The 25,672-nt window shown below is 68.4% G+C and carries 21 protein-coding genes and 1 pseudogene; 6 read left to right on the forward strand and 16 right to left on the reverse strand.

Going from position 1 to position 25,672, the window contains the following annotated elements:
• The first annotated feature begins 155 nt into the window (after window positions 1-155).
• On the forward strand, window positions 156-1,355 hold the full coding sequence (locus JGS22_RS07050; protein WP_211041388.1) for a serine hydrolase domain-containing protein: 1,200 nt from the start codon (window positions 156-158) through the stop codon (window positions 1,353-1,355).
• 254 nt (window positions 1,356-1,609) lie between these two features.
• Here the strand turns inward: JGS22_RS07050 and JGS22_RS07055 are convergent, their stop codons facing one another.
• Window positions 1,610-2,992, reverse strand: a complete 1,383-nt coding sequence (locus JGS22_RS07055) for a competence protein CoiA family protein (RefSeq protein ID WP_211041387.1) — start codon at window positions 2,990-2,992, stop codon at window positions 1,610-1,612.
• Between the two features lie 787 nt (window positions 2,993-3,779).
• Between JGS22_RS07055 and JGS22_RS07060 the strand changes: the two genes are divergently transcribed.
• Window positions 3,780-4,136: a hypothetical protein gene (locus JGS22_RS07060; RefSeq protein ID WP_211041386.1), complete on the forward strand. Its 357-nt coding sequence runs from the start codon at window positions 3,780-3,782 to the stop codon at window positions 4,134-4,136.
• A 110-nt stretch (window positions 4,137-4,246) separates the two neighbouring features.
• Here the strand turns inward: JGS22_RS07060 and JGS22_RS07065 are convergent.
• Window positions 4,247-4,439, reverse strand: a pseudogene (locus JGS22_RS07065) (IS3 family transposase); the annotation flags it as partial.
• Window positions 4,440-5,198: 759 nt separating this feature from the next.
• Here JGS22_RS07065 and JGS22_RS26115 point away from each other — a divergent pair.
• Entirely contained in the window at window positions 5,199-6,035 is an 837-nt protein-coding gene (locus tag JGS22_RS26115) for a hypothetical protein (RefSeq protein WP_236073061.1), read from the forward strand.
• Here JGS22_RS26115 and JGS22_RS07075 read toward each other — a convergent pair.
• Window positions 5,965-6,807 carry a PE-PGRS family protein gene (locus JGS22_RS07075; RefSeq protein WP_211041385.1) on the reverse strand — a complete coding sequence of 281 codons (843 nt, stop codon included), beginning with the start codon at window positions 6,805-6,807 and terminating at the stop codon, window positions 5,965-5,967. The genes JGS22_RS26115 and JGS22_RS07075 overlap by 71 nt on opposite strands.
• A gap of 216 nt (window positions 6,808-7,023) precedes the next feature.
• Between JGS22_RS07075 and JGS22_RS07080 the strand changes: the two genes are divergently transcribed.
• Complete coding sequence (locus JGS22_RS07080) at window positions 7,024-8,379, forward strand: hypothetical protein (RefSeq protein WP_211041384.1); 1,356 nt, start codon at window positions 7,024-7,026, stop codon at window positions 8,377-8,379.
• 398 nt (window positions 8,380-8,777) lie between these two features.
• Here the strand turns inward: JGS22_RS07080 and JGS22_RS07085 are convergent, their stop codons facing one another.
• From JGS22_RS07085 to JGS22_RS07125, 9 genes are all read right to left on the reverse strand, one after another.
• Window positions 8,778-10,040, reverse strand: coding sequence for a competence protein CoiA family protein (locus tag JGS22_RS07085; RefSeq protein ID WP_236073063.1), 1,263 nt, complete (start codon window positions 10,038-10,040; stop codon window positions 8,778-8,780).
• 109 nt (window positions 10,041-10,149) lie between these two features.
• A complete protein-coding gene (locus JGS22_RS07090) occupies window positions 10,150-10,902 on the reverse strand; it encodes a hypothetical protein (protein ID WP_216814872.1) in 753 nt (250 codons plus the stop codon).
• Window positions 10,903-10,978: 76 nt separating this feature from the next.
• Window positions 10,979-12,067, reverse strand: a complete 1,089-nt coding sequence (locus JGS22_RS07095) for an IS630 family transposase (protein ID WP_211043833.1) — start codon at window positions 12,065-12,067, stop codon at window positions 10,979-10,981.
• 485 nt (window positions 12,068-12,552) lie between these two features.
• Complete coding sequence (locus tag JGS22_RS07100) at window positions 12,553-13,029, reverse strand: Pycsar system effector family protein (RefSeq protein ID WP_211042790.1); 477 nt, start codon at window positions 13,027-13,029, stop codon at window positions 12,553-12,555.
• A gap of 161 nt (window positions 13,030-13,190) precedes the next feature.
• Window positions 13,191-14,168, reverse strand: coding sequence for a hypothetical protein (locus JGS22_RS07105; protein WP_211042787.1), 978 nt, complete (start codon window positions 14,166-14,168; stop codon window positions 13,191-13,193).
• On the reverse strand, window positions 14,158-16,347 hold the full coding sequence (locus JGS22_RS07110; protein ID WP_308405554.1) for a hypothetical protein: 2,190 nt from the start codon (window positions 16,345-16,347) through the stop codon (window positions 14,158-14,160). Before JGS22_RS07110 ends, JGS22_RS07105 begins: the two co-directional genes overlap by 11 nt.
• Entirely contained in the window at window positions 16,344-17,291 is a 948-nt protein-coding gene (locus JGS22_RS07115; protein ID WP_211042785.1) for a hypothetical protein, read from the reverse strand. Before JGS22_RS07115 ends, JGS22_RS07110 begins: the two co-directional genes overlap by 4 nt.
• 134 nt (window positions 17,292-17,425) lie before the next feature.
• The gene (locus JGS22_RS07120; protein ID WP_236073064.1) at window positions 17,426-18,112 is read right to left on the reverse strand and encodes a Crp/Fnr family transcriptional regulator; all 687 of its coding nucleotides are present in this window, start codon (window positions 18,110-18,112) and stop codon (window positions 17,426-17,428) included.
• Between the two features lie 107 nt (window positions 18,113-18,219).
• Window positions 18,220-19,065 (reverse strand): MerR family transcriptional regulator, encoded by an 846-nt coding sequence (locus JGS22_RS07125; protein WP_216814873.1) that lies wholly within the window; start codon window positions 19,063-19,065, stop codon window positions 18,220-18,222.
• Between the two features lie 80 nt (window positions 19,066-19,145).
• On the opposite strand from JGS22_RS07125, the gene JGS22_RS07130 reads away from it, so the two are divergent.
• The gene (locus JGS22_RS07130; RefSeq protein WP_372454201.1) at window positions 19,146-19,613 is read left to right on the forward strand and encodes a DUF6194 family protein; all 468 of its coding nucleotides are present in this window, start codon (window positions 19,146-19,148) and stop codon (window positions 19,611-19,613) included.
• A gap of 236 nt (window positions 19,614-19,849) precedes the next feature.
• Here the strand turns inward: JGS22_RS07130 and JGS22_RS07135 are convergent, their stop codons facing one another.
• Complete coding sequence (locus JGS22_RS07135; RefSeq protein ID WP_211042630.1) at window positions 19,850-20,425, reverse strand: helix-turn-helix domain-containing protein; 576 nt, start codon at window positions 20,423-20,425, stop codon at window positions 19,850-19,852.
• A gap of 145 nt (window positions 20,426-20,570) precedes the next feature.
• On the opposite strand from JGS22_RS07135, the gene JGS22_RS07140 reads away from it, so the two are divergent.
• Window positions 20,571-21,785, forward strand: a complete 1,215-nt coding sequence (locus tag JGS22_RS07140; RefSeq protein ID WP_211042629.1) for an NAD(P)/FAD-dependent oxidoreductase — start codon at window positions 20,571-20,573, stop codon at window positions 21,783-21,785.
• Between the two features lie 249 nt (window positions 21,786-22,034).
• Here the strand turns inward: JGS22_RS07140 and JGS22_RS07145 are convergent, their stop codons facing one another.
• The 3 genes from JGS22_RS07145 to JGS22_RS07155 all read right to left on the reverse strand — a co-directional run bounded on the left by JGS22_RS07145 (window position 22,035) and on the right by JGS22_RS07155 (window position 25,231).
• Window positions 22,035-22,841 (reverse strand): hypothetical protein, encoded by an 807-nt coding sequence (locus JGS22_RS07145; protein ID WP_211042628.1) that lies wholly within the window; start codon window positions 22,839-22,841, stop codon window positions 22,035-22,037.
• Window positions 22,842-22,933: 92 nt separating this feature from the next.
• Window positions 22,934-23,761 carry a DUF1707 SHOCT-like domain-containing protein gene (locus JGS22_RS07150; protein WP_211042627.1) on the reverse strand — a complete coding sequence of 276 codons (828 nt, stop codon included), beginning with the start codon at window positions 23,759-23,761 and terminating at the stop codon, window positions 22,934-22,936.
• 489 nt (window positions 23,762-24,250) lie between these two features.
• Window positions 24,251-25,231 (reverse strand): PRC and DUF2382 domain-containing protein, encoded by a 981-nt coding sequence (locus JGS22_RS07155; RefSeq protein WP_211042626.1) that lies wholly within the window; start codon window positions 25,229-25,231, stop codon window positions 24,251-24,253.
• Between the last annotated feature and the right edge of the window lie 441 nt (window positions 25,232-25,672).

The following is a 25,672-nucleotide window of genomic DNA, read 5'->3' on the forward strand; positions in this document are numbered from 1 at the left end:
GCCGGTGGGTTGCGGTGTTCCCCCACCACAAGACCGCCACGGCCGCCGTCCGAGAATTCCGCGAGAGGATCCAGGCGCTGCCCGCCGCAGCTTGATCAGATGCCGTCCTCCGGACGGGCCTCCGGAGTGGGTGACTGGAGTGCCAGGATGACGGCATGACGACGATCAACGGCGAAGTCGTGCCCGGGTTCGAGCCGGTGCGCGAGGCGTTCGCGGCCAACTTCGACCATCACGGCGACATCGGCGCGGCGGTCTGCGTGTACCACCACGGCCGTCCCGTGGTGGACCTGTGGGGCGGCACCGCAGACGCCGAGACCGGTCGTCCGTGGAAACGGGACACCCTGCAACTCGTCTACTCGGCGACCAAAGGCGTCACCGCCACCGCAGTGCATCTCCTCGCCCAGCGAGGCGCCCTCGACCTGGACGCACCCGTCGCCGTGTACTGGCCCGAGTTCGCCGCCAACGGCAAGGCGGACATCCCGGTGCGGTGGCTGCTCTCACACCAGGCGGGTCTGGTGGCGGTGGACCAACCAGTGCCGCTGGCCGATGCGTTGGCCTGGCACCCGATGACCAAGGCCCTGGCCGCACAGCGCCCCCTGTGGACCCCGGGCACGGCACACGGCTACCACGGACGGACATGGGGCTGGCTGGTCGGCGAGATCATCCGCCGGGTATCCGGCCGCACCCCCGGCCGCTACATAGCCGAGGAGATCGCCGAACCGTTGGGCCTGGACTTCCACGTCGGCCTGCCGGTGAGCGAACGCGACCGCGTCAGCCGCATGTCGTACCGGCAGCCAGATGTCGACCTCACCGCCTTGCCCGAAGACCAGATCCCGGCAGAACTTCGCGACCAGGTGGCCGCCTGGCGCGACCCCAACTCCCTCAGCAACAGGGCCTTCCAGGTCACGGAACCGGCTGCCATCGACTTCAACTCCCCCGACGTACACGCTGCGGAACTCCCGGCCTCCAACGGCATCGGCACCGCCCGCAGCCTGGCCCGCTTGTACGCGGCCGTGATCGGCGAGGTGGACGGCGTACGCCTCCTGACGCCGGACGTCCTCGCCTCGGCGACCAAGGAACAGTCCGCCGGGCTCGACCAAGTAGTCGTCACGCAGAGCCGATTCAGCTCCGGCTACATGCTGCCGACCAAGGGCGACCCCATGATCGGCCCCAACTCCTTCGGCCACACGGGCCGGGGAGGCTCCCTCGCCTTCGCCGACCCAGAGCTCGGGGTCGCGTTCGGATACGTCATTAATCACATCGTCGGTGGCACCGACGACATACGCGCGGCGTCGCTGGTCGGTGCAGTGCGCAAGTCTCTGCTGTGGCCCAGCGGGACCTCGATATCTCACTGACGGAATCCACTGCACGCCGGTTACTGCGAGGCTACCTGCCACGCGCGTGGCCGTTCGTGATCGCGGTTTCGGTGCCCCTCCGTGTCCCTGGCGCTGACAGTGATCCAGAACTTTGTCGGGCGACTCCGACAGCGGGGGAACTTCGCTCCCTCGGGAATCTGGCCCCATTCAGGCCACTACGGTCGCCTTTTGAGCTCGCACCGTCACGCCATGGCTGGATCGGGTTGCCAGGTGAGACGACATGCCCCTCAGTCTCAGTCCATGGTCAGCTGCTCGTGATCGGGTAGGCCGAGGTGTGTGATGCGGCCGACAAGCGCCTCACCGAACTCCTGCACCTCCTGGGCGTTGCGGACGAAAGCTCGGTGGTAGGACAGCTGCGGTGAGAGCGGCACAAGGTTGGGGCACGGGCGCACGATGCCGTAAAGCGCGTGGTAACGCCTTCGGGAGTACACCGGCACGCCGTAGGCAAAGTGCGCCGCCAGGCTTGGGTTATCTGGGATCTCCACTCGCAACTGTTCCTCCCGCCAGGCCAGTTCGGCGACAGCAGCGAACAGCTCCTCGATCTGCCGCCGCGACAGCCGACCCCACCATGCCCTCCCTATTTCCAGGGCCTGCCGCTCTTTCTCTTCCTGCTCGGCCTGCTCGCGGGCGCGGAGTGCTTCCTTCTCGGCCCACCGCTCGCGCATCCGCTCCAGGAGACCGCGGTTGTGGCCCTCCTGTTCCTTCCGTCGGAGCGCGGCCTCCTCTGCGCGGCGGATTCGATCCGCTTCTTCCAGCTCTTTGCGGCGTCGCTCGGCCTCCGCCTCCTTCTGTTTCTTGCGGGCTTCGCGCGCTTGCTTCGCCTTCTCCTGGCGTAGGCGCATCTCCTCATGTTCGGTCTGGGCGCGCGCCGAACGCTGGGAGGTCCACCACAAGTCCCGCAGGTACACCCAGCGCCTATCGTCGACCACACGGGCAACTCGTCGGTAGCGCCGCAGAGTTCGGCAGGGAGAGAGCTGCCCGCGCAATACCCACCGGACGAATGTCTGCAGCTCTTCTTCTCGGAACGTCCAACCGCCGGCGGGGTAGTCGAACCCAGCTACCCCGTCGTCCACCACCCAGGCGCCCTCGGCCTCTGGTGCCCGCACCCGTATGCCTGGCACGGCGCCCATCCACTGCGGCGGCCTCTTATGCGGGCTGACCCAGCACACCGCGATCTTCTCGGCCCGATAGCGGGCGGTGCGGGCCCGGATGTCCTCCACCGTTATCGGGGACAGCTGTGCCTCCCAGGCCATGCGCTGCGTGCCGTCTGGCGCGGACGCCATTACGTCCGCCCGCCATGAGCCGTCCTCGGCCGGGACCTCCAATTCGGCATACCACCCGGCTGCGCGGATGGCGCCTGCCAACTCCAGCTTGAGCATGTGGTGTTCCCACGATTCGTTCGACAGCTCGCACGATGGCGGCCGTCCCGGGTCGTGGCAGAAGAACCGCACGCCGTGTCGGGAGACCTTGGCATGGACGCCCCAGGAGCATTCCGGACAGGTGAGCGGGGCGCGGGGACGCGACTTGTGGATCTGGGTCCAGTCCATCGCGCACCCAAGATCGAGCTGGGTGGTGTCGAGTCGTCCGGCATCGGGGTGTAACGCGGTGAAGGGCATGAATCGCTTCTCCTGGCGATCCGGCGCATATCCGGGCTATCTGATATGACAACAGATAGCAGCTGGCGCTGACAGCCCCTCTTTTCGTCCGCTCCCTGCTGGCACCAGGCAATGGTTCGTACCCCCAGAGCGTGACTCAACATCTGCGGTCACAGCCTGGGAAGCATCCCGGCCACCGCCCATGAGTTGCCGCCATCGGCCCCACTACGAGACCGGTCCCCTACGTGGACAGCAGTCTTGTCGGCCTCAGTCGGCCGATACGTGCCCACCAGAAATGCACTTCAGGTCAATTGTCTTGCCCGATCAGTCATGTCCAGGCAAGCAGAAGCGTAGGACGGTCAAGGCGACGAGTCTGCGCATCCTCTGGCTCACACTGATTCCGCGAGCAAGTGGCGGAGGTCAATGTGGGCAAACTGACGGAGGAGCAGCGGCAAGAGCGCTCCCGAGCGAGGAACCGCAGGGAGGCGCTGCAGGCGGAGGATGACGACCGGCGCCGGGAGGCGACGCGCGAGCAGTGGCAACGGGAAGGCACGTATCTGAGCCGTGTGGAGTTCAAAGCAGCCATCCCTGCCGCGGCTGCGGCGAGCCGATTCTCGATGGCCTCGGCGGCTGGCCACCACTGCTGCGTATGACGTCTGAAGAGCGGGCTGAGCACGACGCGGAGGAGACCCGATATAAGGAGCGCCACGGCAAGTGTCGAGCGGTGCGCTGGACGGTGAGCGCATCCCGCACCCAACACTGCGGCCAGTGCTGCCCACCTCCTCCCCTGAGTGAGGAGCAGGCGAAGGTGATCAAGGAGATCCTTTTAGGCCACGAGACCAACAAGCGCGATCTCGATGACTGGGACCTCACACTCACTTGCGACCACACCGTTCGCCTTACCCAGCACCGCGACCGCCGGAGCTTCTCGACATCCGTTGTGCCGTGCCCGACCTGCAGAGAGCGGCGAGGCGTGGTCGAAGCCGTGCATGTCGGCCCCACAGAAGACCCTGCCGGAGAGGTCCGACGGGAGCGCTTAGCTGCCGAGCTTCGGGCAGCTGAGGCGAAACTGGCGCGTCAGCGCAAGGCCGCAGCCAGAACAGAGCAGCAGATCGCCGCCACCACCAAGGAGCTCGGAGGCACCCAGGGCTCTTCGGGCGGTTGACCAGAGTGAACGACTACAGCCGTCGGAGTCCTCGCTTTGTTGACGACAACCGATCTCGTCCGTGCACCGACCCGTGGGTGGACTGCTTCGTGATCGAGTGACAGCGGGGTTTATGCAGCGAGTGCTGCGGGCCGGGTCATGATGGTCTCGTACTCGATGGGGGCCAATCTGGCCAGGCGTCTCTGCCTGCGCCAGCGGTGGTAGGTGCGTTCGAGTGACGATGGCGATCCTCAACTCCTGCCGTGTTGCGCAGACTTGGCGGCCGAGGACGTTCTTCTGCAGCAGCGCGAAGAAGCTCTCGACGGTGTCAGCGGTGCGTCGCGAGGACGCCCCGGGGAGTGAAAACGGCCGAGTGCCAGGATCCAGGAACATCGCCATTCCGGGTGTAAGCACTCGTCGGGACCGGTACGACGGTTCTCATGTACCGATGGTCGCCGCTCAACGATCGACAACTGTCCCTACTCACCCGCATCGGAGAGGGAACGAATCCCGTCACCTCCGCGAGCCCGGAACTCGCCCTCACCGCCCGCGCCCTCAAGGAGCGGGGTCTCATCACCATGCCCAAACGCAGTGGGAAATGGCAGGCAGAGATCACCGATGCCGGCCGCTTCTACCTGGAACACGGCCACCACCCGGACCGGCCTGAACCAGCCCCGCGCAAGAAGCGGCCTGTAGCCGCCGAGCCGAAACCCAAGGATGCCGAGCCGAAGGCTCCTGCGCCCTCCCGCCGGCGGGCGGCGCACCGACCTGATGCGAAGCCGACGCGTCCCGCGAAGCCCGCACGCCCGTCGGCGGCGGAGATCGGTACGGCGTTGATCGCGGAGGTGCAAAAGGCCGATCGGTTCCTTCGGATCCCGGATCCGAGCGCCGAAGAACGCGCCCGCTATCGCCGGGCGTTCGACGCCGCGCGGCAGTGCGCGCCGGAGGGCTACCACCTGAAGTACAGCGGGCGGGCCAAGGGAGACTTCTTCCTCGGCCTACTCCGGGTGACGGGCGAGGACGACACGGAGTGGAACCGGATCCGCCTGGCCCGCAGCCGTGTGATCACCGACGTCGAGGTACGTGCCCACGCAGCCGGGCCGGCGCACGTACGACTGGCAGCGGGTCAACCCTGCGCACCGGCTCGAGCCGTCCGGCGAACTGGAACTGGCACTGAGCCAGGACTCGGGTTACGGCTACCACGGCTGGAAGAAGGCGTGGTCCGACACCGCCAAGAAGCCGTTGGAGGACCAGATCGACTCCGTCTTCCGGGCGCTGAAGGCGAACGCGGAGGCGGAGGAAAAGGCTCGGCTGGCGCGTGAGGCGGAGCAGCAGCGTCAGCGTGAGGAGCGAGAGCGGCAGGAGGAGGAACGTCGTCGGCGGGAAGCCAAGGAACAGGAGGAGCGCCGTCGGCAGGAGGCGGAGGAGAAGGAACGCACGCGGCGGGAGTGGGAAGCGGCGATCAGCGTCGCGACGATCAAGGCAGTGGATGCCGCGCGGGTTGATCGGTTCGGAACCGCCCTGGCGCAGTGGCGAGCCGCAGGGGAGATGCGGTCCTTCTGCACCGCGCTCGACGAGGCCGCATCCGTCTCGGACGACCCCCACGAAGCCGAGCGGATCCGCGAATGGTCCGCGTGGGGAAAGGCAGAGGCGAACAGGCTCGACCCGACCGTGGCAGGCAGGGGCCTTACTGCACACAACCTCCATGCGGAGCCCACGGGCGACCAGCTACGGCCGTTCCTCGACGGATGGCATCCACAGCGGCCGGAGAAGGAGAAACCACCGAAAAAGGAAGAGCCCAAGGCGGAAGCCGAACCGCCCCAGCCGGAGCCAGAGCGGCGGCGCAACTTTACCGACGAACGTCTGGCCCAAGGCTGGAGATATGGACCCCGAGGTCGCGCTCAATGGTGGAGGCGATGACGCCGTGTCCGCGGTCGCGTAGGGCTTTCACTGACCTCTCCACGAGTTTTCCGAGCCGGACGACCTCTTCCCGCAGGGCGATCAGCTCGTCGTAGCGCTCGGCCTTGTCCTGGCCGCACCACTCCCGGACGGTCCGCAGAACGGCCGCTTCCGCGTCCAGCTTGCGGTCGTCCCGGCGGCTGTAGGAGTACCAGGAAGACTGGGTGCGCTCCTGCTCGACGGCCTGCTGTTTGCGGTCCACCTCCGGAAGGATGTCGTCAGCGCGACGGCCGGCCACGTGACGCGCGATGCGCTCAGTGACCGGCCACCCGGCCAGACACAGACCGTCGCGATTCTCGTAGACCATTGGGTCACCTCGCAGGTCCGTTGCTTCCATCCCGACAAGCCGGGCCCCCTCGTCGAGGCGGCTCAGCTCCAGGATCCCCGCGTCCGAGACCCCGCGGCGTAGGCGGAGTTTGCTCTTCGGACGGACGAATCCAAGGATCAGCCGGGCAGCCTCGAAGTCTGCGGTCCCCCGCACCTCCCGCGATGCCTCGGCCAGTGCGAGCTCGCTCGCATCGTCCTTGCGAAACGCCTCAACGTCCTGCCAGCCCGCCACAAGACAGCTGGGGTTGACCCACTCCTGCAGCCCCGCATCGTCGCCTTCGAGGAACCGGACGTGGATCCAACCAGTCCTGCCACGCTCGCCCACACGCACGATCTCGACCCGGCGAACCGTGCTGCCCAGCTCCTTCGGCCGCGCTCGGTACGCCCAGTGCTCACCCATCTCCATGGGTCTATTGAGCCAGCTCCGTTGTTCCCATCGCTGCCTCATTGGAAAAGAGCAGCCACAGGATCGCCTTCTGATCGCAGAAGGTCTCTGCTCGCGTTCAAGCGGAGGACATGGCCGAATCCGGTTGTGCGCCCCTCGTGCGTACTTGTTGCGCTCCCCGGCACCTTTCTAGCGTCCAACGGCTCACACCACATGGCAACGACAGAGGAGGCGCCGGTGAACGAGGACGGAACCAAAACCGTCACCGAGATCCTGGACGAGCTGAGCACCACCTCCAACATTCAGGTCCGGTCGTCTCACGGACTCGCTGCCGAGGTCAACAAGGCGGCTTCAGACGAAGACGACAAGCGCCTGGAAGACGGGCGGGGCCCGCTGCGCAGGCGAACCGACTACAGGGCCGTTCGGAAAGCGCCGCGATCACTGTCGCTCACCCCGTGGCAAGTCCTACACGCCATCGGCCTCGGCGCTGCTGCGGCCCGCCAGGGAGCCGGCCGAGGACTCGCCGAGCACTGGGGCAGCCTGCGCTACAGCCAGGCACTGCAAGCGGACCGGGGTCGATTCCTGCAGCTGTCGTCCGAGGGGCGCGAGCTCCTGCGCTTCTACAAGGCCACGCAGTCCGGAGAGATCGGCACCGGCTTCGCCTCGCTGCTGGCCGAGCACATAGTCAGGTCCCGGTACCCCGACCACTCGGTTTCCGTGATCCCGGCGGACATCGCCCTGAAGGCTGCGTGGACCCTGCGCAGCACCGGAACCGGGCCTCGCCCGGAACCGTTGCAGCGACGCCCCCACTTCTTTGTCGAAGCCTGGCAGCCCGGAGAGCCGTCCAAGATCTTCCTGGTGTCCTCGAAGGGGACCCACAGCAGCGTTCACCAGGTGTACAAGCAGCTCAGCACCGCCAGTGCCCATGTGGAGTCAGTCCACATCGGGCCCTACGGCACGGTCCCCTACCTCCTCATAGGCACCGAGATCCCGGCCAAGGAGAGCCTCGCCCTGCACGTTCTGGAAGCTCCCGGCACGACTCTGCTCCGCCCGTCCGGCGAGAAACCGGGAGTCGACCTCGACCTCGAACTCACGCAGCAAGAGTTCATGCCCGATGTCGTGCTGCCCGCCGAAGGCGACAGGACCACGATTCCCGGGTTCCAGGTACTGCCCAAGTCCTTCGCCTGGTTCAGCGTCGTGCTGGCCCGGACGGAAGCAGCCGCACTCACCGCCTTCACCGGCGGGGGCAAACCCACCGCTCGGTACCTGACCAAAGAACAAGGGCGACGACACTTCAACCACGACACCCATGCCGGTACAGACAGGCTGCGAGACGCGGAGCACCGCATCCACGACATCGACTTCGTCGGCACGGATCACATCTACCGCCTCAACGGAACCCGGGTAGAAGCGTTCTCCGGGCTCGAAAGAGGGCTCTACACGCATCTCCACCACGGGCGCGTCAACGAGTACCGTCGCCAGGTCCACAGCCTGCGAGGACAGTGGCCGCAGCGCAGCACATCGAAGGACTGGAACACGGTGTCGATCCGAGCCGACGGGACAGTGCTGGCCATCCGCCTCTGCGACGAGTGACCCAGGAGCGTGCCAATTCTCCTGCTCCGCTTCTCCTGCTCCGCGCCGGCGCCGGTCAGGCTGAGGTGCGCGATCGCGCAAGCGCTGGTGAACAGGGACCGTGCGGCTGGACGTCCTCCTCGGCACGGCTCTCGATGGTCTCAGTCCTGGTCTCATTCACCCCGGTCCAGCCCCGTCCGATCGCGGTCGCACCGAGGGCTTCGCTGCAGGTCAGGATGCCTACGACCTCTGCCGGACCCCTAGACGAACATTTGGAAAGCGTGTTGGGTTCACCCCCTCACGAGTTCGAATCTCGTATCCTCCGCCACAGCCTCACCGGGCTGTTAACGAAGGTCCCGCTCGCGCAAGCGAACGGGACCTTCGTTGTTGTGCGGTCTCAGTCTTGGCTGCCGTTGCGGCTACCGCCCGTTGAGGACGGCTCGGCACACGCTGCAGTACATGGCGGTGTTCCGCCCGTAACGCCGCTGCAGCCGGCTGCAGCCGGCGCACGGGCCGAGCTCCCAAGGCGGACAACCCAAAGCGGCGGAAGCGGCGGCGCGTTCTGCAGCAGTGATGCGCGTCGGCTCGGGGGAGCGCTGAACCGGCATGCGGGGCAGAGTGAAGCCACCGGTTGGCTGATCGAAGTCGCGGACGAGCCGGCCGTCGCTGACGAACCGGCCCTCCTCTCCAGCCCGGCAGGTGCGGTCAACTTCCTGCTCGGCGAAGGTGATCACGTCGTCCGTCTCCTCGACCGGAGCCGCCGGCAGAGGAGTTTTCTCCCCGATGAGCTCCTGCCACAGCGAGCAGTCCTCGACTGAAACCCACATGTGCCGCCCGGCTCGCCCGTCCCCTCTGCTGGGCACATAGACCGGGACACTCTCGCCCGTAGCGCTCTGCAGGATCATGTCCTCGATACGGATGTGCTTTCGCTGCGGCAGGCAGAGTGCCGGCACAAACCATTCCGCATGAATAGCGCCACAGTGGCTGGCCCCCTCGCTGACGAGGCAGTGACGCTCGCTGCTCGGAACGCACTTCCAGACCTCAAGGTGCCGGTACCCACCGCGGATTACCATCTCTTTGCCATCGGCGATCTCCATCCACGGCATGTCGTCAACCCGCACCCACGGTGCCCGGTCGATCAGAGAGGCGGCACGGTCCTTTGCCACCCAAAGCGGGGTGATGTCGTGCTCCACGGCATTGGCCGAGCGCCGACGCACACTGCTGGGGCTGAGGTGGTGATACTGGACCTCCCAACCGATCTTGAGATCTCTGGGGCCGGTGACGACGGCGTCCGAGACGCTCCGACGGTTGGCCACGGGGACCTCGGCTTCGGCTTGCAACCCGTACCGACCAGCGGTTTCGACGATCCGTTCCTTGGTGGCCTTGTGCTGGGCGCTCTCCGCCGGCGTCGCCTTGTGCGTGATCGGCAGGTGCGAGGCCACGAGAGGCCGCCGGCCACCCACGCGCCCTCGGCGAATGAACATCCAGGGCGACTTGCCGCCCGACTCGGACAGGCACTCGCGCTTCTCATGGTGCGCCAGACATTCGAGCAATTGCGGGTCACGCTCGGAGACACTGGTGGTGATCTCCTGGAGCAGATCGGGAAGACCCGGGTGACCGAGGTCGGACAGGGACAGATTGATCTCTATGTCATATCCGGTGTGCCACACCCCATTTGCCATCTCACAACCGTAGGGACGAAGGCCGACGCACAACAGGGTGCCTCCGAGTCCGCTCCCTCTGCACATCGGTCATGCCGCCAACTTGCATGGAGCACCCAGCGGGCGATCCCTATCCTTCACCAACATGGAAAGCACCGTTCTCCACGTCATCGGGATGCACAATTGAGTCCTGCACATCCAAGGCACCCATGAGCGACCTCACCGCGACGACCCGACTGTTTCCAATCCACAGACACCGAAACGGAAGGGAACCCTTCCGCGCCATCTTCGAAGCCTGCGATTCTGAAATACCAACAGCATTGGCCGCCGCCTTGAATTCAATATACTGCGGCAAGAGATCAGACAGCCTATAGTAGAGGTTTGCACCATCCACCCACGAGCGCCCCATTTGCGCCGGATTAACGATGGGGGCGTCCATTTCATTTCGCCGACCACTGCGGAGCCTTTCGTGAAGATCTCTCACGGACTCCATGGCCCCCATCCGCCGCAGCAGGGCACCTGTGCGCTCACCTCGAATCCGCTCATCGGCGTCCGGATCTCTCACCGCACCGGCATCAACGATGGACGATGCGTGCAGCGCGAAGCCGTCTCCAAATACGGCATCCTCCACCAAGTACTCCGTTTCCAACGCACAGGTTTCCGAGCTACCAGCGCTCACCTGGGCACGTGCACCGGTAAACGCCCGTCGCATCATGGCATTCAGGAGTTCGCCGGCGGGCGTGCCGACTGCCTTGGAATGCCAAGCTTCCAGAGCGCCTTCCATCATTGCGGATCTGATGTCAGCGACATCATGGTGCGACTCACGCGCGAGCTGCCTGGACCATCCGGAGAAGTACGGCGTCAGCAAGTCGAGCAGCACCATCAACCACTTCTCCCGCTCTCGCTGGTCGCCTTCTCTGGCGAGAGTTCCCACCGACTCCCACAGGCGCATACTCGCCCTAGTGTCCTGAGTCGGTAGTTCGTGTGCAGTATGCGGCGAGGGTTTTGAGGATCTCGTCTGCGGTCTTGGTCCACACGAACGGTTTGGGGTTCTTGTTCCACTCGTTGATCCAGCCGCGGATGTCTCGTTCGAGTTCGATGACGCTGCGGTGGGCCGAGCGGCGGAGTTTGCGGCAGGTCAGCTCGGCGAACCAGCGCTCGACGAGGTTGAGCCAGGAGGCGGAGGTGGGGGTGAAGTGCAGATGGAAGCGGGGGTGTCGCAGCAGCCACTTCTTGACCGCTTCGGTCTTGTGGGTGGCGTAGTTGTCCAAGACCAGGTGAAGGTCCAGGTCCTTGGGTACGGCGGCGTCGATGGTCTTCAGGAAGCGGAGGAACTCCTGTTGGCGATGGCGCCGGTAGTGCTGGGCTATGACCGAGCCGGAGGCGATGTCCAGGGCGGCGAACAGGCTGGTGGTGCCGTGCCGGACGTAGTCGTGCGTCATCCGCGCCGGCGTACCCGGTGTCAGCGGCAGCACGGGCTGAGTTCGGTCCAGGGCCTGGATCTGTGACTTCTCGTCCACGGCCAGGACCAGGGCGTTCGCCGGCGGGGACAGGTAGATGCCGACCACGTCACGGACCTTGGTCACGAACTGCGGGTCGGTGGACAGCTTCCAGGTCTGCACAATGTGCGGCTTGAGGCCGAACGCCCGCCAGATCCGGGACACGGCCGACTGCGACATACCCGCAGCCTGGGCCATCGACCGCGTCGACCAGTGCGAATCTCCCGAAGGCGGTGCCTGGTCAAGAGTCCGGGCGACCAGAGACTCGACCTGCTCGTCCGTGATCTGGCGCGGGGCACCGGAACGCGGAGCGTCGATTAGCCCCTCAAGCCGGTCGGCAGCGAACCTGGACCGCCACTTGCGCACCGTCTCCCGCGAGATACCGAGCTCCTGCGCGACCCGCGCGTTCGGGCGACCCTCGGCGCACGCCAGCACGATCCTCGCGCGCAGCACCAAGGCCTGCCCCGCGGTCCGCTTGCGCAACCAGCCCCGCAGTACACGGCGTTCACGCTCGGACAACTCCAATGACAACGGCTTCGGGCCCGGCATGCCCCAACCCTACAACCGCCAAAGAACTACCGACTCAGAACACTAGACTTCGATCGGCCGAGCTGAGATTTCTCACGCAGCACCAGGTACGTGGGATGGCTCTTGATTGAGCACGACTGGACATCTCCGATGTGCGCACAGAAGGGCTCGCTTCCGCAGTCGCGCAGAATTCGTTGAGTGATGAGAGTGAAGATATCGCGCATCATTTCCCCTCGATCTGGCGAACGGACCACGAGAATCATGATGTGCAGCACGCCCTCGTCAGGGTTTCCTCAGAAACCCGTCCCCCCGTCGAGTGAAAAGTCCGTAAAGGCGCGACAACCTGCGAGCCGGTGGGGTAACAGGCGTCGGCTTTCGGTACGTCAAGGGCGCCCCCGTCGGGCGACTGCGCAACGGGCCACCCGTACGAGAGGTCGGGCGGGCTCGGTGAACCGGCATGCTCCGGTCGGCGCTCCGGACGACCGGACTACGGGTCGTCCGTTTCATCAGGTGGGCCGCAGAACGAGGGTGAACTGCGGAAGCGCGGTGAGGAGCAGCACCGAACCCACCTCGATCCAGCGATACTTGGCGCGCACGATCGCGCTGGTCCTGATCAGAGAGGACAGCAGCGGACCGGCCGGGTCCCGCCCGACCCGTTGGAAAACAGGATTCAGCCGCTCGCAGTCCAGGTCCGGCCCGATGTGTTCGAAGTACTCGGGCGCGGCTTCGGTCCTTGGCCTTCTCTCACGACGACGCGGCGCGATCGCGAGCACGAAACAAACGACGGCCGACAGTGCGCTGACGACAGCCGTGCACCACAGCAGGTCCGGCCACCAGTGGCTCGGAGCCTGCCTGCCGTCAGCACCGCCGGTGATGGTGACGAACACGCCGAGGATCGCTCCGGTGAAGCCGAGAAGCACAGCGGCCTTGGTGTCCGCCCTGGTGAGCTCCGCGCTGTTGGCAGCCGCGAAGCGCTCCAGCACGGCGATGGTCTGCCGGCTCTGTTCAGCGCGGCGCGGAACCGCCGGACGGCGGCGGGAGGCCCTGCGTCGCAGCCGGACACGAGAGAGCGAGGACGGGCTCGGCCGCCCTGTGGGGATCCGGCGAAACCCTCTCACCGGACCCCCACCCGTGCGTGTCCGCGTCACGCCGGCTGCCCTTTGACCGTGCCGCCGGCCCAGCCGTTGACCCGGTTCCGTTCACTGTTCGTTCCCGAGCCCTGTTGTTCGGGCACCCGTCGGCCGAGGGAGCCGAGCCGGTCGCGCAGCAGTTCGCTGAGTTCCTTGCGTTCCTGCGACGTCAACGCGCCCAGCAGTCCGGCTACTTCGTCCTGCCAGCTGGTCTCTCCCCGGATCAGGTCGGCGTGGCCCACCGTCCAGTCGAGTACCTGGCTCACCTGCTCCGGATGACGGACCAGCCAGAGGGCCACGAGTGACACCGGGCCGTCCCACACTGCCTGCTTGCAGAACTCGTACTCCTCGCGACTCTTGTCCGTCCAGGAGTACGGCAGGCCGGCAGTGCTCGGCTCGCCCAGCATGAGTTCGCTGTCGTCCTCCCGGGCTGAGATGTCCGCCACCCGGTAGCTGAGGCCGCATTCCGGCAGCTCGTCCGGCGCAGCCAGGTTCTGCATCATCGCGGGCACGCCGAATGCCTGCCCGCTCGCGGCGTGCTCCCTCCAAAGGTGCCGGAGGCGTCTGCCGAGCGCTCGGCGCACCACGAGCCAGCCATGCGTGGTGTTCGAGCGCACAACCTGAACCGGGTCGTGGGCCCACCACAACACATGAACGTCCATCGACTCGGTCCCGTAGCGCGTCGGTACTGCGACGGGGCGGGTCGCCGGCTGCTCGTCGAGTCGGACGTGGAACGCGGCGTCGTAGCCCCGCAACCGCATCCTGTCTGTGGCGGCGCCGACCGGCTCCGCCACAGCCTCGGTCGCTTCGAAAGCCACCGCTCGGGGCGCCGACCGGTGCCCCCGCCCGGGCCCCGCGAGGTGATGGACACCGGCAGAATCGCGCAGCACCAGGGCACGGTCCTGTCGACCGGACCAGCGTTGCCGCAGAATTTCCCGCCACGGGGCGTGCACAGCACGGCTGTAGAGAGGCTTGGTGGTCTCAGTGGTCATGCGGTCCTCCGTGGGGAGTTGCGGAGCCGTGCTCCGGCGACTCGCCGTTTCGCCAACGGTCCAGCGCGTGGCGTGCGATGTGTCGGCCGGCCAACTCCTCGGCGTCGTACCGATCGATCTCGACGAACAACCGCAGCTCGCCGCGGGCCATGCCTTGGGCGAGCGCGGTGAGCAGGGTCTCGACGGCTGTCGTCTGCTGCTCGTACCCGTAGGCCATACGGCACCAGTTGAGCAGCGCGGATCGGGTGGCCTCGAAATGCTCGTCGTCATTGAGTACACGGTGGACCAGTTCAATGATCTTCTCGGTGAATTCGCTGACGCCGACCAGCTGTTCCTGTAGCCACGCGGGCTCCCACAAGAGCTGAGGAAAGGTCCAGAGCGCCAGCTCCGCTTCACGGCCGCCGGTGTCGACCCACTCAGCGAGACGGCGCACGACAGTTGGCTGGCGCCCGGCTCCGGACAGCGCGCACAGCGAACCTCGAACCTTCACGCCGACGGCAGCCTCCTCACCGTCGCGTCCGCGATAGGCGGACCTCAACAGGCGGATTGCCCGATCCGGGCGGGAAGCCCCGAAATCGGTGCCGCAGACATGAGCGACCGTGGAACGCAGCTGAGGGCCGGCACTGTAACTCCACCCACGGAGGCGATGCTTGACCTCGCTCGCAAGAATCGGGTCCGCTGCCGCCATGCTCAACGCGTACGCGGCAATGGCACGGGTGGTGGCGCTGTCGGAGTTGGCCAGCTTGCTGATGTGGCTGAGCGCTCTTCGGCCGCCTCCCCAACCGGCGGCCATGCCCAGGACCCGGCCGGCCGGCTCCGCCAGCTCGCGCTCGTTGCCGGAGACCCTGCCCATCCAGTCCGCCAGCAGACTCGACAGATGACCGTACTGTCGCCACACATGGCGCAGCACCTCCTCAGCCTGCCGGTGCCGGGTGAACCGCACAGGCTCCACGCTGTAGAGGTATCCGGAGGCGGTACGGATCTCCGTGGGCGCACAGTCTGCTCGCACCATCCGCAACAGCTCGTCGAGCGAACGGCGCAGGAGGAACTTCGGGTTGGGCCTCGGCCCGCTCGTGGCCGGGCCGCGCTCGCCGTCGCTGCTCCCACTCTCCGGAAGCAGCGAGTCCAGGCTGCCGTCTGCCAGGAGAAGAAGGCGTTCCGCCTCCTCCTGAACGATGCGGTGGTCGAGCCCTTCGAAGACACACGCTGCCAGGAGGAAGGCAAGTCCGTCGGAGTCGTCCCGGAGTTGCTTGATCAGTTCCGGCGCTTCACCGGCCGCGAGGAAGCTCAGCCGGTCGCGGAGATCAGTGAAGCCCGGCCCCGTGTCGCCTGCTCGGCTGACCGCCTCGACCAGCTCCACGACCTGCGAGGGAACCAGGTCCGGAGCCAGCAACTCGTCCAGCATGCCCGGCTCGAGCCGCGCCAGCAGTCGGTCACGTTCGGCGGGATTCGGCACGGCGGATCGCAGGCGCGCGTCGAACACGGCTCCGGGCTGCGGTGGCCTGCACCGCACGGGGGTGATGTGGAGTTCCCGCGAGAGGGTGCGCGCCAACTCGGGGTCGTCGGGGAGCAGGATCACCATGCGCGCGTGCACTTCGGTCAGCCGGTCGAGCAAGTTGGCTATCACCGGAGAGGTGAGAGGGCGCTTGGCCAAGAGGCCGTACACGAGATAGCCGCGCGCCTCGGCCTGGGTGGGCCGCCACGAAGGCAGGTCCACATCGCTGTCGAGTGCGCGCAGGTCCATACTGCCGCTGCTGTGTTGAAACAACAGATTCAGCGCAGCCGTTCGGCGACCGGTGCCGGGGCTCCCGGCCAAGAACAGAAGGCCGGTGTCGAGTTCTTTCAGCGCGGCGGGAAACCAGTCGGGTTCCGCGAAGCCTGCTTTGGCCTCAAGAATCTCCTGGGCGGGGATGGAGCCCTCGTGTGCCTCCACACGTCGGCCTCCCGCGTTGCCCGCAGCTCCGATGTTCTGCGCGTTCTGGTCTCCGTACACGGAACCGGTGTTGAGGTTCGCATACGGGGCGTTCACGTACTGGACGAAGGGCATGCCTGCGGCGCCCGCGAAACCGCCGACGTCCTCGGCCTCGGCTTCTTCCTCGTCATCCGGGTGTTCGGACTCTGCCCGGGGTGGCTCGCCGTCCTCGGGTGTCGTACCGGCTGAGAGTTCCTTCGCGCTCACCGGCGGCCCTCGTTCTTGTCGCCATGGACGACGTCACCCAGATTCCCGTGGACGGTGCCGGCTTTGCTTCCGCCGACGTAGTCGCCGTTCACGTCGATGTTGCTGACGCTCTGATCGCCGTGCACTGTCCCCTGGTTGACGTTGCCCCGGGAAGCGCTGATCCTCACCGACCGATGCCCGGACCTGCGCTGCGGCGTTCGCCTCTCGTCCCGGTCGGTCTGTCGCTGCGCTCCCTCGTCCTCGACCACCTGGTCGCCCAGAATGTGGCGGTCGTAGAGGTTGCCCGAAGGTGCGGGCACGTAGAGCCACGCCTGCTGGGCGAACTGCTTGCCGTCGACCCTCGCCGGCACCTCGATGAAGTGGTCGGGGTGCCGGCCGGTGTACCCACCGGCCACCGCGTCCTGGTAGCAGCGGTCGGAGAGGATCGCGGCGACGTGGGTAATGCTCTCGTTGGAAGCCGCCAGCATCGCTTTGACCGGGCGCGAGTCGAGCAGCCGATGGGTGTCGTTGCGCGGTGTGCCGTTGCCGTCGTACTCCCCTCCCGCATCGGGCAGCGGTCCGATGTGAAGGCTCACCCGGAGTCGGATGCGTACGGCCCAGGTGGAGTGCACGGTGAACTCAGTGAGCACTTCCTGGAGGGTGTGCAGCCAGGGGTGGATCACGAACGGCATCCACGCCGGATCGAACCCGAAGACATACCCGTCGCCCGTGGACGAGGGAAATCTCTGCTGCTTCCAGACCTCCGAGATGCCGGCGCGCTCGAAAGCCAGCTGCAGCAACTGCGGAATGGTCTCGCTGATACGTCCGTGCTCGCTGGCCGGATAACCGGTGAAGTCCTTCGCGTCCACGGCCACGATCCCCCGGTACGGCGGGAGGTGCTGACTCCGGGTGTGGGACACGGTGGGGGTTTCGGACAGAGACGGCGGCTGGTGCGACTGCGACATCGGGACTCCTTCACTTCCCTACGGGCTTGTTTCAACGAGCTTCGCGGGACGCGGTGTCACGTTGTGCTCACTCGGTGCAGAAGAACAGTGACGACCGTCACACCACCGGGAACCACGGCTTGAGAGTGCCGACCTCACCCGTCGAGCTTCACGGCCGCTCGTCGCAACGCGGGCAGATCGTCGATGAAGACACGCATCCGTCCGGTCCGTACGTGATCGAGCTCGGACAGACACGCGGTGACCGTGTTGCGCGACACCCGCAGATGCTGCGCCAGCTCCTCTCGTGTCAGGGCCAGCTCCAGGCGCTGTCCGGGCGCAGTGGCCGAACGACCCGAGATGTCGGCCAGACTCACCAGAGAGGCAGCGAGCCGGGCCGCGGGATCACCACCGCCGCGGGCGCGGTCGGACTCCCGCAGCCTGGCGAGCGCGTAACGCACCAGCACCGGAAACAGATCGCGCTCCGTGACGAACCGCAGGAAGTCCTTCTTGCTCAGCACGGCGACCGAGCAGTGCGAGATCGCCTCGATACTGGCCGAACGCACATCGTCGTCCAACACCGCTACTTCGCCCAGCAGCTCGCCGGGGCCTCGGAACGCCAGGAGCGCGAGATCGCCGCTCTGCTCCCGCCGGGTCACCTTGACCACTCCCGCGCACAGCGCGAGCACATGTGTACCGGGGTCGCCCTGTCGCAGCAGGGTGTCGCCAACGGAGTGTCGCCGAGGATACGACTGCTCCAACAGATCGCTCCAGACCTCGTCGCCCACGAGGCGACGCAGCGTCGGGCTCGCCTGCTCCGGCACTCCAGCTGACACATCGCTCATGCGGCGACCCTAGGAGGAGCAACAGCGTCTGAACAGAAGGCAGTTGCACGATCCGTCGCTCCCCACTGACTCTCTGTTGCCCTGCCGAAGGACATGCCCACTCGCCCTCACCCGCGGTTCGCGACCTCCACGACGTACGCGACCCGCTCGCCGCACTCGACGCCCGACTGGACGCCATCGCCCACCGCTCCCTCACCCTCCTCCGCGCCGGCGCGGAGGAGGGTGAGGGAGCGGTGGGCGATGGCGTCCAGTCGGGCGTCGAGTGCGGCGAGCGGGTCGCGTACGTCGTGGAGGTCGCGAACCGCGGTGAGGGCGCGACGTACGTCCGGGACCCGGTAGCCACCGGCGCGCAGGGCCGCGGTGATACGGGCCTCCCGGATCGCGGGCAGGTGGTAGCGGCGGGCGCTGCCGGCGCGAGTGGCGATCCGTTGCGGCGCGACCAGTCCTGCCGACTCCCAGAAGCGGAGCGTGGATGGCCTGACCCCGAGCGCCTGCGACAGCTCCGTGATGGTCATGGAGTCGTCTCCGCCGTGCGCGGGGTCGGTGTCGTGCGCGGGGCCGGTCTCGTGCGCGGGGTCGGTGTCGTGCGCGGGGTCGGTGTCGGCTGCGGGGTCGGTGTCGTCCGCTCGTTCGGCGTTGATGGTCTCCAGGGCGCGGCGGGCCGCGAGAGCCTGCTCGCGTTCTTCGTTGAGCCCGGTGTGGAACGCGCAGAGCAACGCGGCGCCCCGGTCGTACGGCAGGTCGCGGAGCCGGCGCATCGCCGTCCGGGCCACGACAGGGCCGACCGCCAGGGCAAGAGCACGGTACGCGTGGAGGGTTTTCAGGTGTACGACAGCGAAGTGCCGGTAGCCGTTCTCCGCACGGGGTGCGGCGGGGAGCACGCCGCACGCCTCCAGGTTTCGCACCTGCTGCACCGAGTAGCCGGAGGCGGCGGCCACGGCCGACGTGCTCATCCACTTCCTCGGTGCTGCCGGCTCGGCGTCCGGTCGGTTCATCCAACCCTCCACAGGCACTTCAAGTCCACGCTTGAACCATGAGCATGGACCGAATCCTCGAAAGTGTCCGCACGTTTCCCGGAGTTCTGGAACTCGCTCCCGTGGCGGGCGACGGGTATCCCGAGATCGCGCTGGGCGACCACTTCTTCTACTGGGCGCCGGACGGCCGCGTCCCGCAGCGCGAACAGTCGTACGCGACCGTCGTCACCAAGAACCTTCCCGGTGACACCACCAACGACCTCGACCTCGCCGACCGGCGACGGCTGAACATCCACGTCGGCGCCGAGCTGTTCACGGAACTCACCGGCGAGAGTCCGCGCACCGACGCGGCGCCCGCGCACTTCACCGCCACCGATGTCGTCTTCGCGCACCCGGTGTACCGGGCGCAGGGGTGGGTGTCGATCGTCAACCCCGGGGCGCGCACGTACGAGTCGGCGCTGACCCTGCTGCGCACGGCGCACGATGCCGCGCGGCGTCGAGCGGAACGCAGGGGCACAGGCCGGTAGTTCGCACGACGACACGGGCCGGGGGCGAGCGGGACGAGAGGCATCAACGGCCCGCGAGGCGGCGGGGGTTGCACCTCGCCGGGCCGAGTGGCCGCCGGCACGAGCGTCACCGGCGGCACGAGCCGGCGTCTTCTCGCGCGCTCAGCCGCGCACCGGGCCACCCGCGTACGGTCGCGCCGCCGGCCGCGCTCTCCCCCGACCGACCGGCCGCGCTACCGGTGTCGCCGGTCGGGTGTTCAGTCGCCTTCGTGGCGGCGTGTGTGGTCGCGGTGGGCGTCGCGGTCGAAGATGCCGAGGATCTCGCACGGTTGGCCGCCCTCGGCTCCGATGGCGTGCGGCAGCATGGTGGGGAACTCGGCGGCCTGGTTGGTCTCGATCCGCAGGCGCCGGTTCCCCAGCAGCAGTACGGCGGTGCCGGACAGGACGACCAGCCACTCCCGTCCGGGGTGGGCGTACATGCGCGCCGGGTTCTCGGCGGGCGGTTCGGTCAGTCGGCGGCGCACCACGGTGACGCCGGGGTCGCTGCGCACCGGCCAGAGCATCGCACCGTGCGCGGCGTCGACGACGGGGCTGATGACGACGTCGTCCGAGGCGCTCTCGACGAGCTGATCCAGGGTGGTGTCCAGCGCGCGGGCCAGGGTGACCAGGCTGTCCAGGGCCAGCCGCCGACCGCCGTTCTCGATGCGGCTGAGGGTGGACTGGCTCAGGTGGGCGCGTCGTGCCAGCTCCTCCAGCGACCAGCCCCGCGCCAGCCGCAGGGCACGGACCCGTTTGCGTACGAGGCCGTCGAGATCGCCATCCTCTTGCGTCATGCGCAATATATTATGCGCGCATCGCAAACCTGGCTAGCGTGCAAGAAGAAGAGGTGTCGCACCACCGACGGCACCCGCACCGACCGGCCACCGGTACCGAGACCTGTACCCGGCCGCCGGAGCAACTCCGCAGGAGGCGAAGCAGATGAGCAGCGCAGACACCGGGAACAACACCGGCACCGCGGAACACCCCGCCCCCGACCGGGCCGTCGACCCCGACGACGCGGGCGACGCGATCCCCGACGGAACGCTCGACGCGGTGGTGATCGGCGGCGGCGCGGCGGGGCTGAACGGCGCGCTGATGCTTGCCCGTTCGCGCCGCTCGGTCCTCGTGCTGGACAGCGGTGCTCCGCGCAACGCTCCCGCCGAAGGCGTCCACGGGCTCTTCGCGCTGGACGGCACACCACCGGCCGAACTCCTGCGCCGCGGCAGGGCCGAGGTGCGCCGATACGGCGGGCTGGTGGCGCACGGCACCGTCGCCTCCGCCGTACCGGTGGGCCCCGCCGCAGAGGAGCGGGCCTCCGTCGCGGCACGACGTTCGGCGGCGTTCCCGGAGGATGACCCGCTGTTCACGGTGACGCTGGCCGACGGTCGCGCCCTCACCGCGCGCCGTCTGCTCGTGGCCACCGGCGTACGGGACGGGTTGCCGGAGATCCCGGGCCTGGCGGAGCACTGGGGGCACGGGGTGGTGCACTGCCCGTACTGCCACGGCTGGGAGGTGCGGGACGCACCCATCGGTATCCTCGCCGTCGGCCCCGCCTCGGCCCACCACGCGCTGCTGTTCCGCCAACTGACCGACGATCTCGTCTACTTCACCCGCGGCACCGAGCTGGACGAGGACACCCGCGCGCGCTTCGCCGCCCGCGGCATCCGCATCGTCGACGCCCCGGTGACCGAGGTCGTACGCGCCGCGGACGACAGCGGCGCGAGCAGCAGCGACGCGCACGGCAGCGCCACGGACCGCAAAGCCGCGGACAGTGACGAACCGGCCGACGGAACCGGGGCCGGCAGGACCGCGGACAGCGGCGTCGCCGGAGTGCGGTTGGCCGGCGGCGAGTTCGCGGCCCGGCGGGTGCTGGCGGTCGCGAGCACGATGGTCGCCCGGACCGACGGCCTGGACGCGCTCCGTCTCCCGATGGAGGAGCTGCCGGGCGGGATGGGCCGCAGGGTCGTCACCGGGCTCGCCGGTACGACCGGGGTGCCGGGCGTGTGGGCGGCGGGGAACGTCGCCGACCCGACCGCTCAGGTAGGCCAGTCCGCCGCCGCGGGGGCTCTGGCCGGCGCCCACATCAACGCCCATCTCGCCACCGCCGAGACCGAGGCCGCGTTCGTCCGGTCGGCCACCGTCACGACCGGGTGAGAACGTCAACCACCCGCCGCCCCAAGCCGAAACGGCCGCAGCCGGGCCGACGGCCTGTGGCCCCGGGCCGCCGGACGGGAACGCCGGAACGCCGGGACACCGCGACGGCAGGCCGGAAACGACGGGCGACCTGCGACAGGCGACGGACGACAGGCGGGCCGACTCGAAGCGTCGGGCGCCGGGCGCGGAGGCCCGGCGCCCGACCGAAACCGAAGCGGCGGGGTGCGCGCCGTGGGTGGCGCGGGTGCGTCAACTGCCCTGCGGGGCGGCCGGAACGGTGGGAGTGCCGGCGAAGAGGTCGAAGTACATGCCGAGGGCCATGAAGAGCCCGAGGACACCGAGAACGATGCCGGCCAGCGCGACGGACTTCACCCACGAGCGGGTGTCGGCGCGCGAGGAGATCGCGGCCAGGAGCACTCCGCCGAGAATCACCGCGAGCAGCGCGAAGACGCCGTTGACGAGAGCTGCCAGATGCCAGGGGGAGCTGTACAGCACGTCGATCTGCTGATCCGCGCTGCCCTGGCCGCCGCTCTCGATCTGCCCGACCAGCTCCTCGCGGGAGCGGAGCATCTCGCTGACCGGGCTGCCCACCAGTGCGGTCAGGCCGAGTCCGGCACTGACCATCGCCGCCGCGCCGGAGCCGAATCCCGCGCTCGCGGAGCCGGCCCGGTCCACGGCGTCCCCGGAGCCGTGTTCGTCGGAGTCGTGTTCGTCGGAATCGTCCTCGTCGGAGTCGGACGCCTCGGAGTCGTCGGAACCGCTGCCTTTCGGGCGCACGTCGCTCTTGCCGTCGGTCTCCGCGTCGGTGCGCGAGGTACGGGTGGCGGTTGCGGCAGCCGGAGTGGCGCCCGCCGCGCTGTCGGACTTCGTATCGACGTCGACGGTCTTCGCTCCGGCGTCGACGCTGTCCGCGGGCTCGGCGACATCGGTCGCCCTGGCCTCGTCGAGCTTGGCGTCGGCGGCCTTGGCATCGGCGACCGGGTCGGTGGCCGCCTGCTCCCCGTCGGCGGTCTTCGGGTCGTGGGTGTCGCGGTTCTTCGCGTTGTCGGTAGCCATATGGCGTCACCCTACGGCCCGTACCTAAGGCGGCCGTAAGCCCGGCGCGCCCCGGGAAACAGGGGGCGGCCGGCCGTCGGACCCGAGGCGGGTCAGTACCCCAGCTGCTTCTGCCCCTTGGTCAGGTACAGGCCCTGCTCGACCTGCTGCTCGGGCGCTCCCATCGCCCGCTGCCACCAGCGGCGGGGCCGGGCCTGGTGGGCGCGCGGCCGGTAGATCGCCCAGACGGCGCCCATGAACGCGTAACCGGTGATGTTGACGACGGGGGCGTACGGATCGTCGATGCGCGGGCGGTCCCCGTCCAACCCGTACGAGCCCATGATCGCCGTACCGTCGACGCGGACGACCACGTCGTCGGGGACCACGATCTCCACCGAACCGCAGTAGGTGTCCGCCTTGATGGACGTCTCCCGGGAGAGGAAGCGTGCCTCGCGCAGGTCCAGGGTGACCGAGCCGCAGAAGCTCGTGGCGGGGTAGCGGCCGGGTACGACCCAGTTGCCGCTGCGCACCACCGAGGACATCGAGGTGTTCGCGTGCAGGCTGCTCGGCCGGGCGTCGACCAGGCGCTCGGCGCCGTGCAGCGGTCGGTTCGGATCGTGCGGGCCGGGCGGCGGGCCGAACCCGGCGGCCGGCACCGGCCCGGAGGGCCGCGGGCCGAACCGGGCGTGCGGGGACGGGAGATCGGCGAGCAACGGCTCCAGCTCGCCCTGCGTCTTGGCGGCGAACAGCACGTCCAGCCGCTCCACGTGCTCGTCCGGCGTCAGTCGCCCCTCGGCGACGGCGGCGCCCAACTCCGTGGCGATGGCGTCCCGTTCGGCGTCCGAAAGCCGCACATGGCTCAGCTCGGGCGGAAACCTTCCCCCCACGGGGTGGTGGTTCCGCGACCCGTCCGGCGCACTTCCTGCGCTGTACTCACCCATGCTCGGATTATCTTCCCGAAGAACCGCCGGGCACACCAGGGTTGTCCCTGAGATCGACCCTGAAGGTGCCCACCCCGCTCCCGGGGCCCGACCCGTACGTCCCCGCGGACCGGCAACCGGCCTCGTCCGCCGCCTCGCACCTTTCCCCCGACACCGCCCCGCGACACGGCAGTCGGCGCCGCGCCCGACAGCGCCGACACCCGCCGTCCGCACGCCGGCCGCACCCCGTACGGCTCGGCACGGCTCGTACGCGCACCACGGGGCCGTGCACCACCCGGACGGTGCACCACCCGGGCCGCCCACCGTCCGGGTCCGGCCGGTGCCCGCCCCGGCCGGGCGCACGACGGGGTTCGGGCGCACGACGGGGCGCCACCCGGCGAGTTTCCCCGCCGGGTGGCGCCGTACCCCGCCTGCTTCTCGCCGGGGAGCCGGGCGCACCGGGGCCGGTGCGTTCCGGTTCCGCGGCCCCTGCGGGCCGCGGCGTCGGGATCAGGAGTGGCGGCCCTTGCCGCCCTTGCCCTCGCCCGGCATCTCCTTCCCGTCCTTGCGTCCGGGGTCGTACTCCACCTGCTCCTTGCGGACGTCGGCGGAGATCTCCTGCTGCTCGGTGACCTTCTCCGTCTCCAGGCGGACCCGTTCGACGGCGACGGCCTCCTTGCGCACGCTCGGACGCTCCTCGTGGAGCGTGACCTCCAGTTCCTCCTCCTCGATGCGCCCGACACCCCGACCGCGGTCGGACTCGGAGATGGGCTCGCGGACGAGCCGTACCTCCTCGTGGCTGACCGGGATCGTGGTCGTCACGTGCTCGGTGACGATGTACTTCCGCAGTCGGGCCCGCCCGATCTCGCGTTCCTCGGTGTTGGTGCTGACGCGAATCTGCTCCTCGGAGAGGGTCATGTAGCCGTCGCCCATGCCGGCCCGGGTGTCCTCGGACGAAGGACCGCGGAGGTCGGCGTCGGTGGCGTCCGCGCGGGGCCGGCCGGCCATGGTGGTGTCGTCCGCCATGCCCTTCCGGTCGCCCTTGCCGGGCCTGGTGCCCATACCGCCTGCCGCGGCAGCCGTTCCGGTACCGGCCATTCCGGCGTTGCGACCGTCCATGTCGCCGCGCCCACCGGTCCCTTCGGCGTTCCGGCCGCCGCCGGAGGCCGTCAGACCGTAGTGCCGGTAGAGCTCGCCCTCCTGGGAGGGGTCCAGGTGCTGGTCCGCGTCCATGCGCGGAGCCTCCTTCACCCGCTCGCTGTCGTAGAGGATGTGCAGGTCTGCACCCTCACGACGAGCACCGGCCAGCGGGATGAAGCTTTCCTTCGTGCCGAAGAGCCCGGTCTTGACCGTCACCCATGCGGGTTCGTCCGATACGTCGTCGATGTAGACCTGCGCGACGGAGCCGAGCTTCGAGCCGTCGGTCGCGTACACGTTCAGCCCACTGATCTCGTCAGAAGTCAGCCGGCCTGCGCTGTCATCGGAAGCCATAGATGTGCCCTCCACGTCACGCGCGCCGCGGGGAACCTTCCCCGACGAAGAGACACGCCACTTCCCATTGCGCACCGTGACATCCAAACCCGCAAACCGGGAGGAATCACCCAGCTGCTCTCGCAGCGGGTGACGCAGGAACAGCGCGGGCCCGCGGAGGCCGCAACAGGGCTGTGCGCTGGCGATACGCACCGGGTCCGGCAGAGACCCGGGCTCGACGGGTCGTCCGCGACGAGTCCGTGCAACGGGTCGGAGCAGCCGCCGCACACGCACCCGTACCGCCGATTCCGTGCTCGCGGGGGCGTACGCACGCGCTGCCCCGCGGAGATTCCGGCGGCCCGCCGTACGCCGGAGCCGACCGCGGTGCGCGGGCCGGTGGCGGGCTTGGCCGCGCTCGCCGGCGCGGCGGAGTCGGTCCTGCCCTTCGACGAGGACCGCGAG

The organism is Streptomyces tardus (assembly GCF_018101125.2).
GTDB classification, from domain to species: domain Bacteria; phylum Actinomycetota; class Actinomycetes; order Streptomycetales; family Streptomycetaceae; genus Streptomyces; species Streptomyces tardus.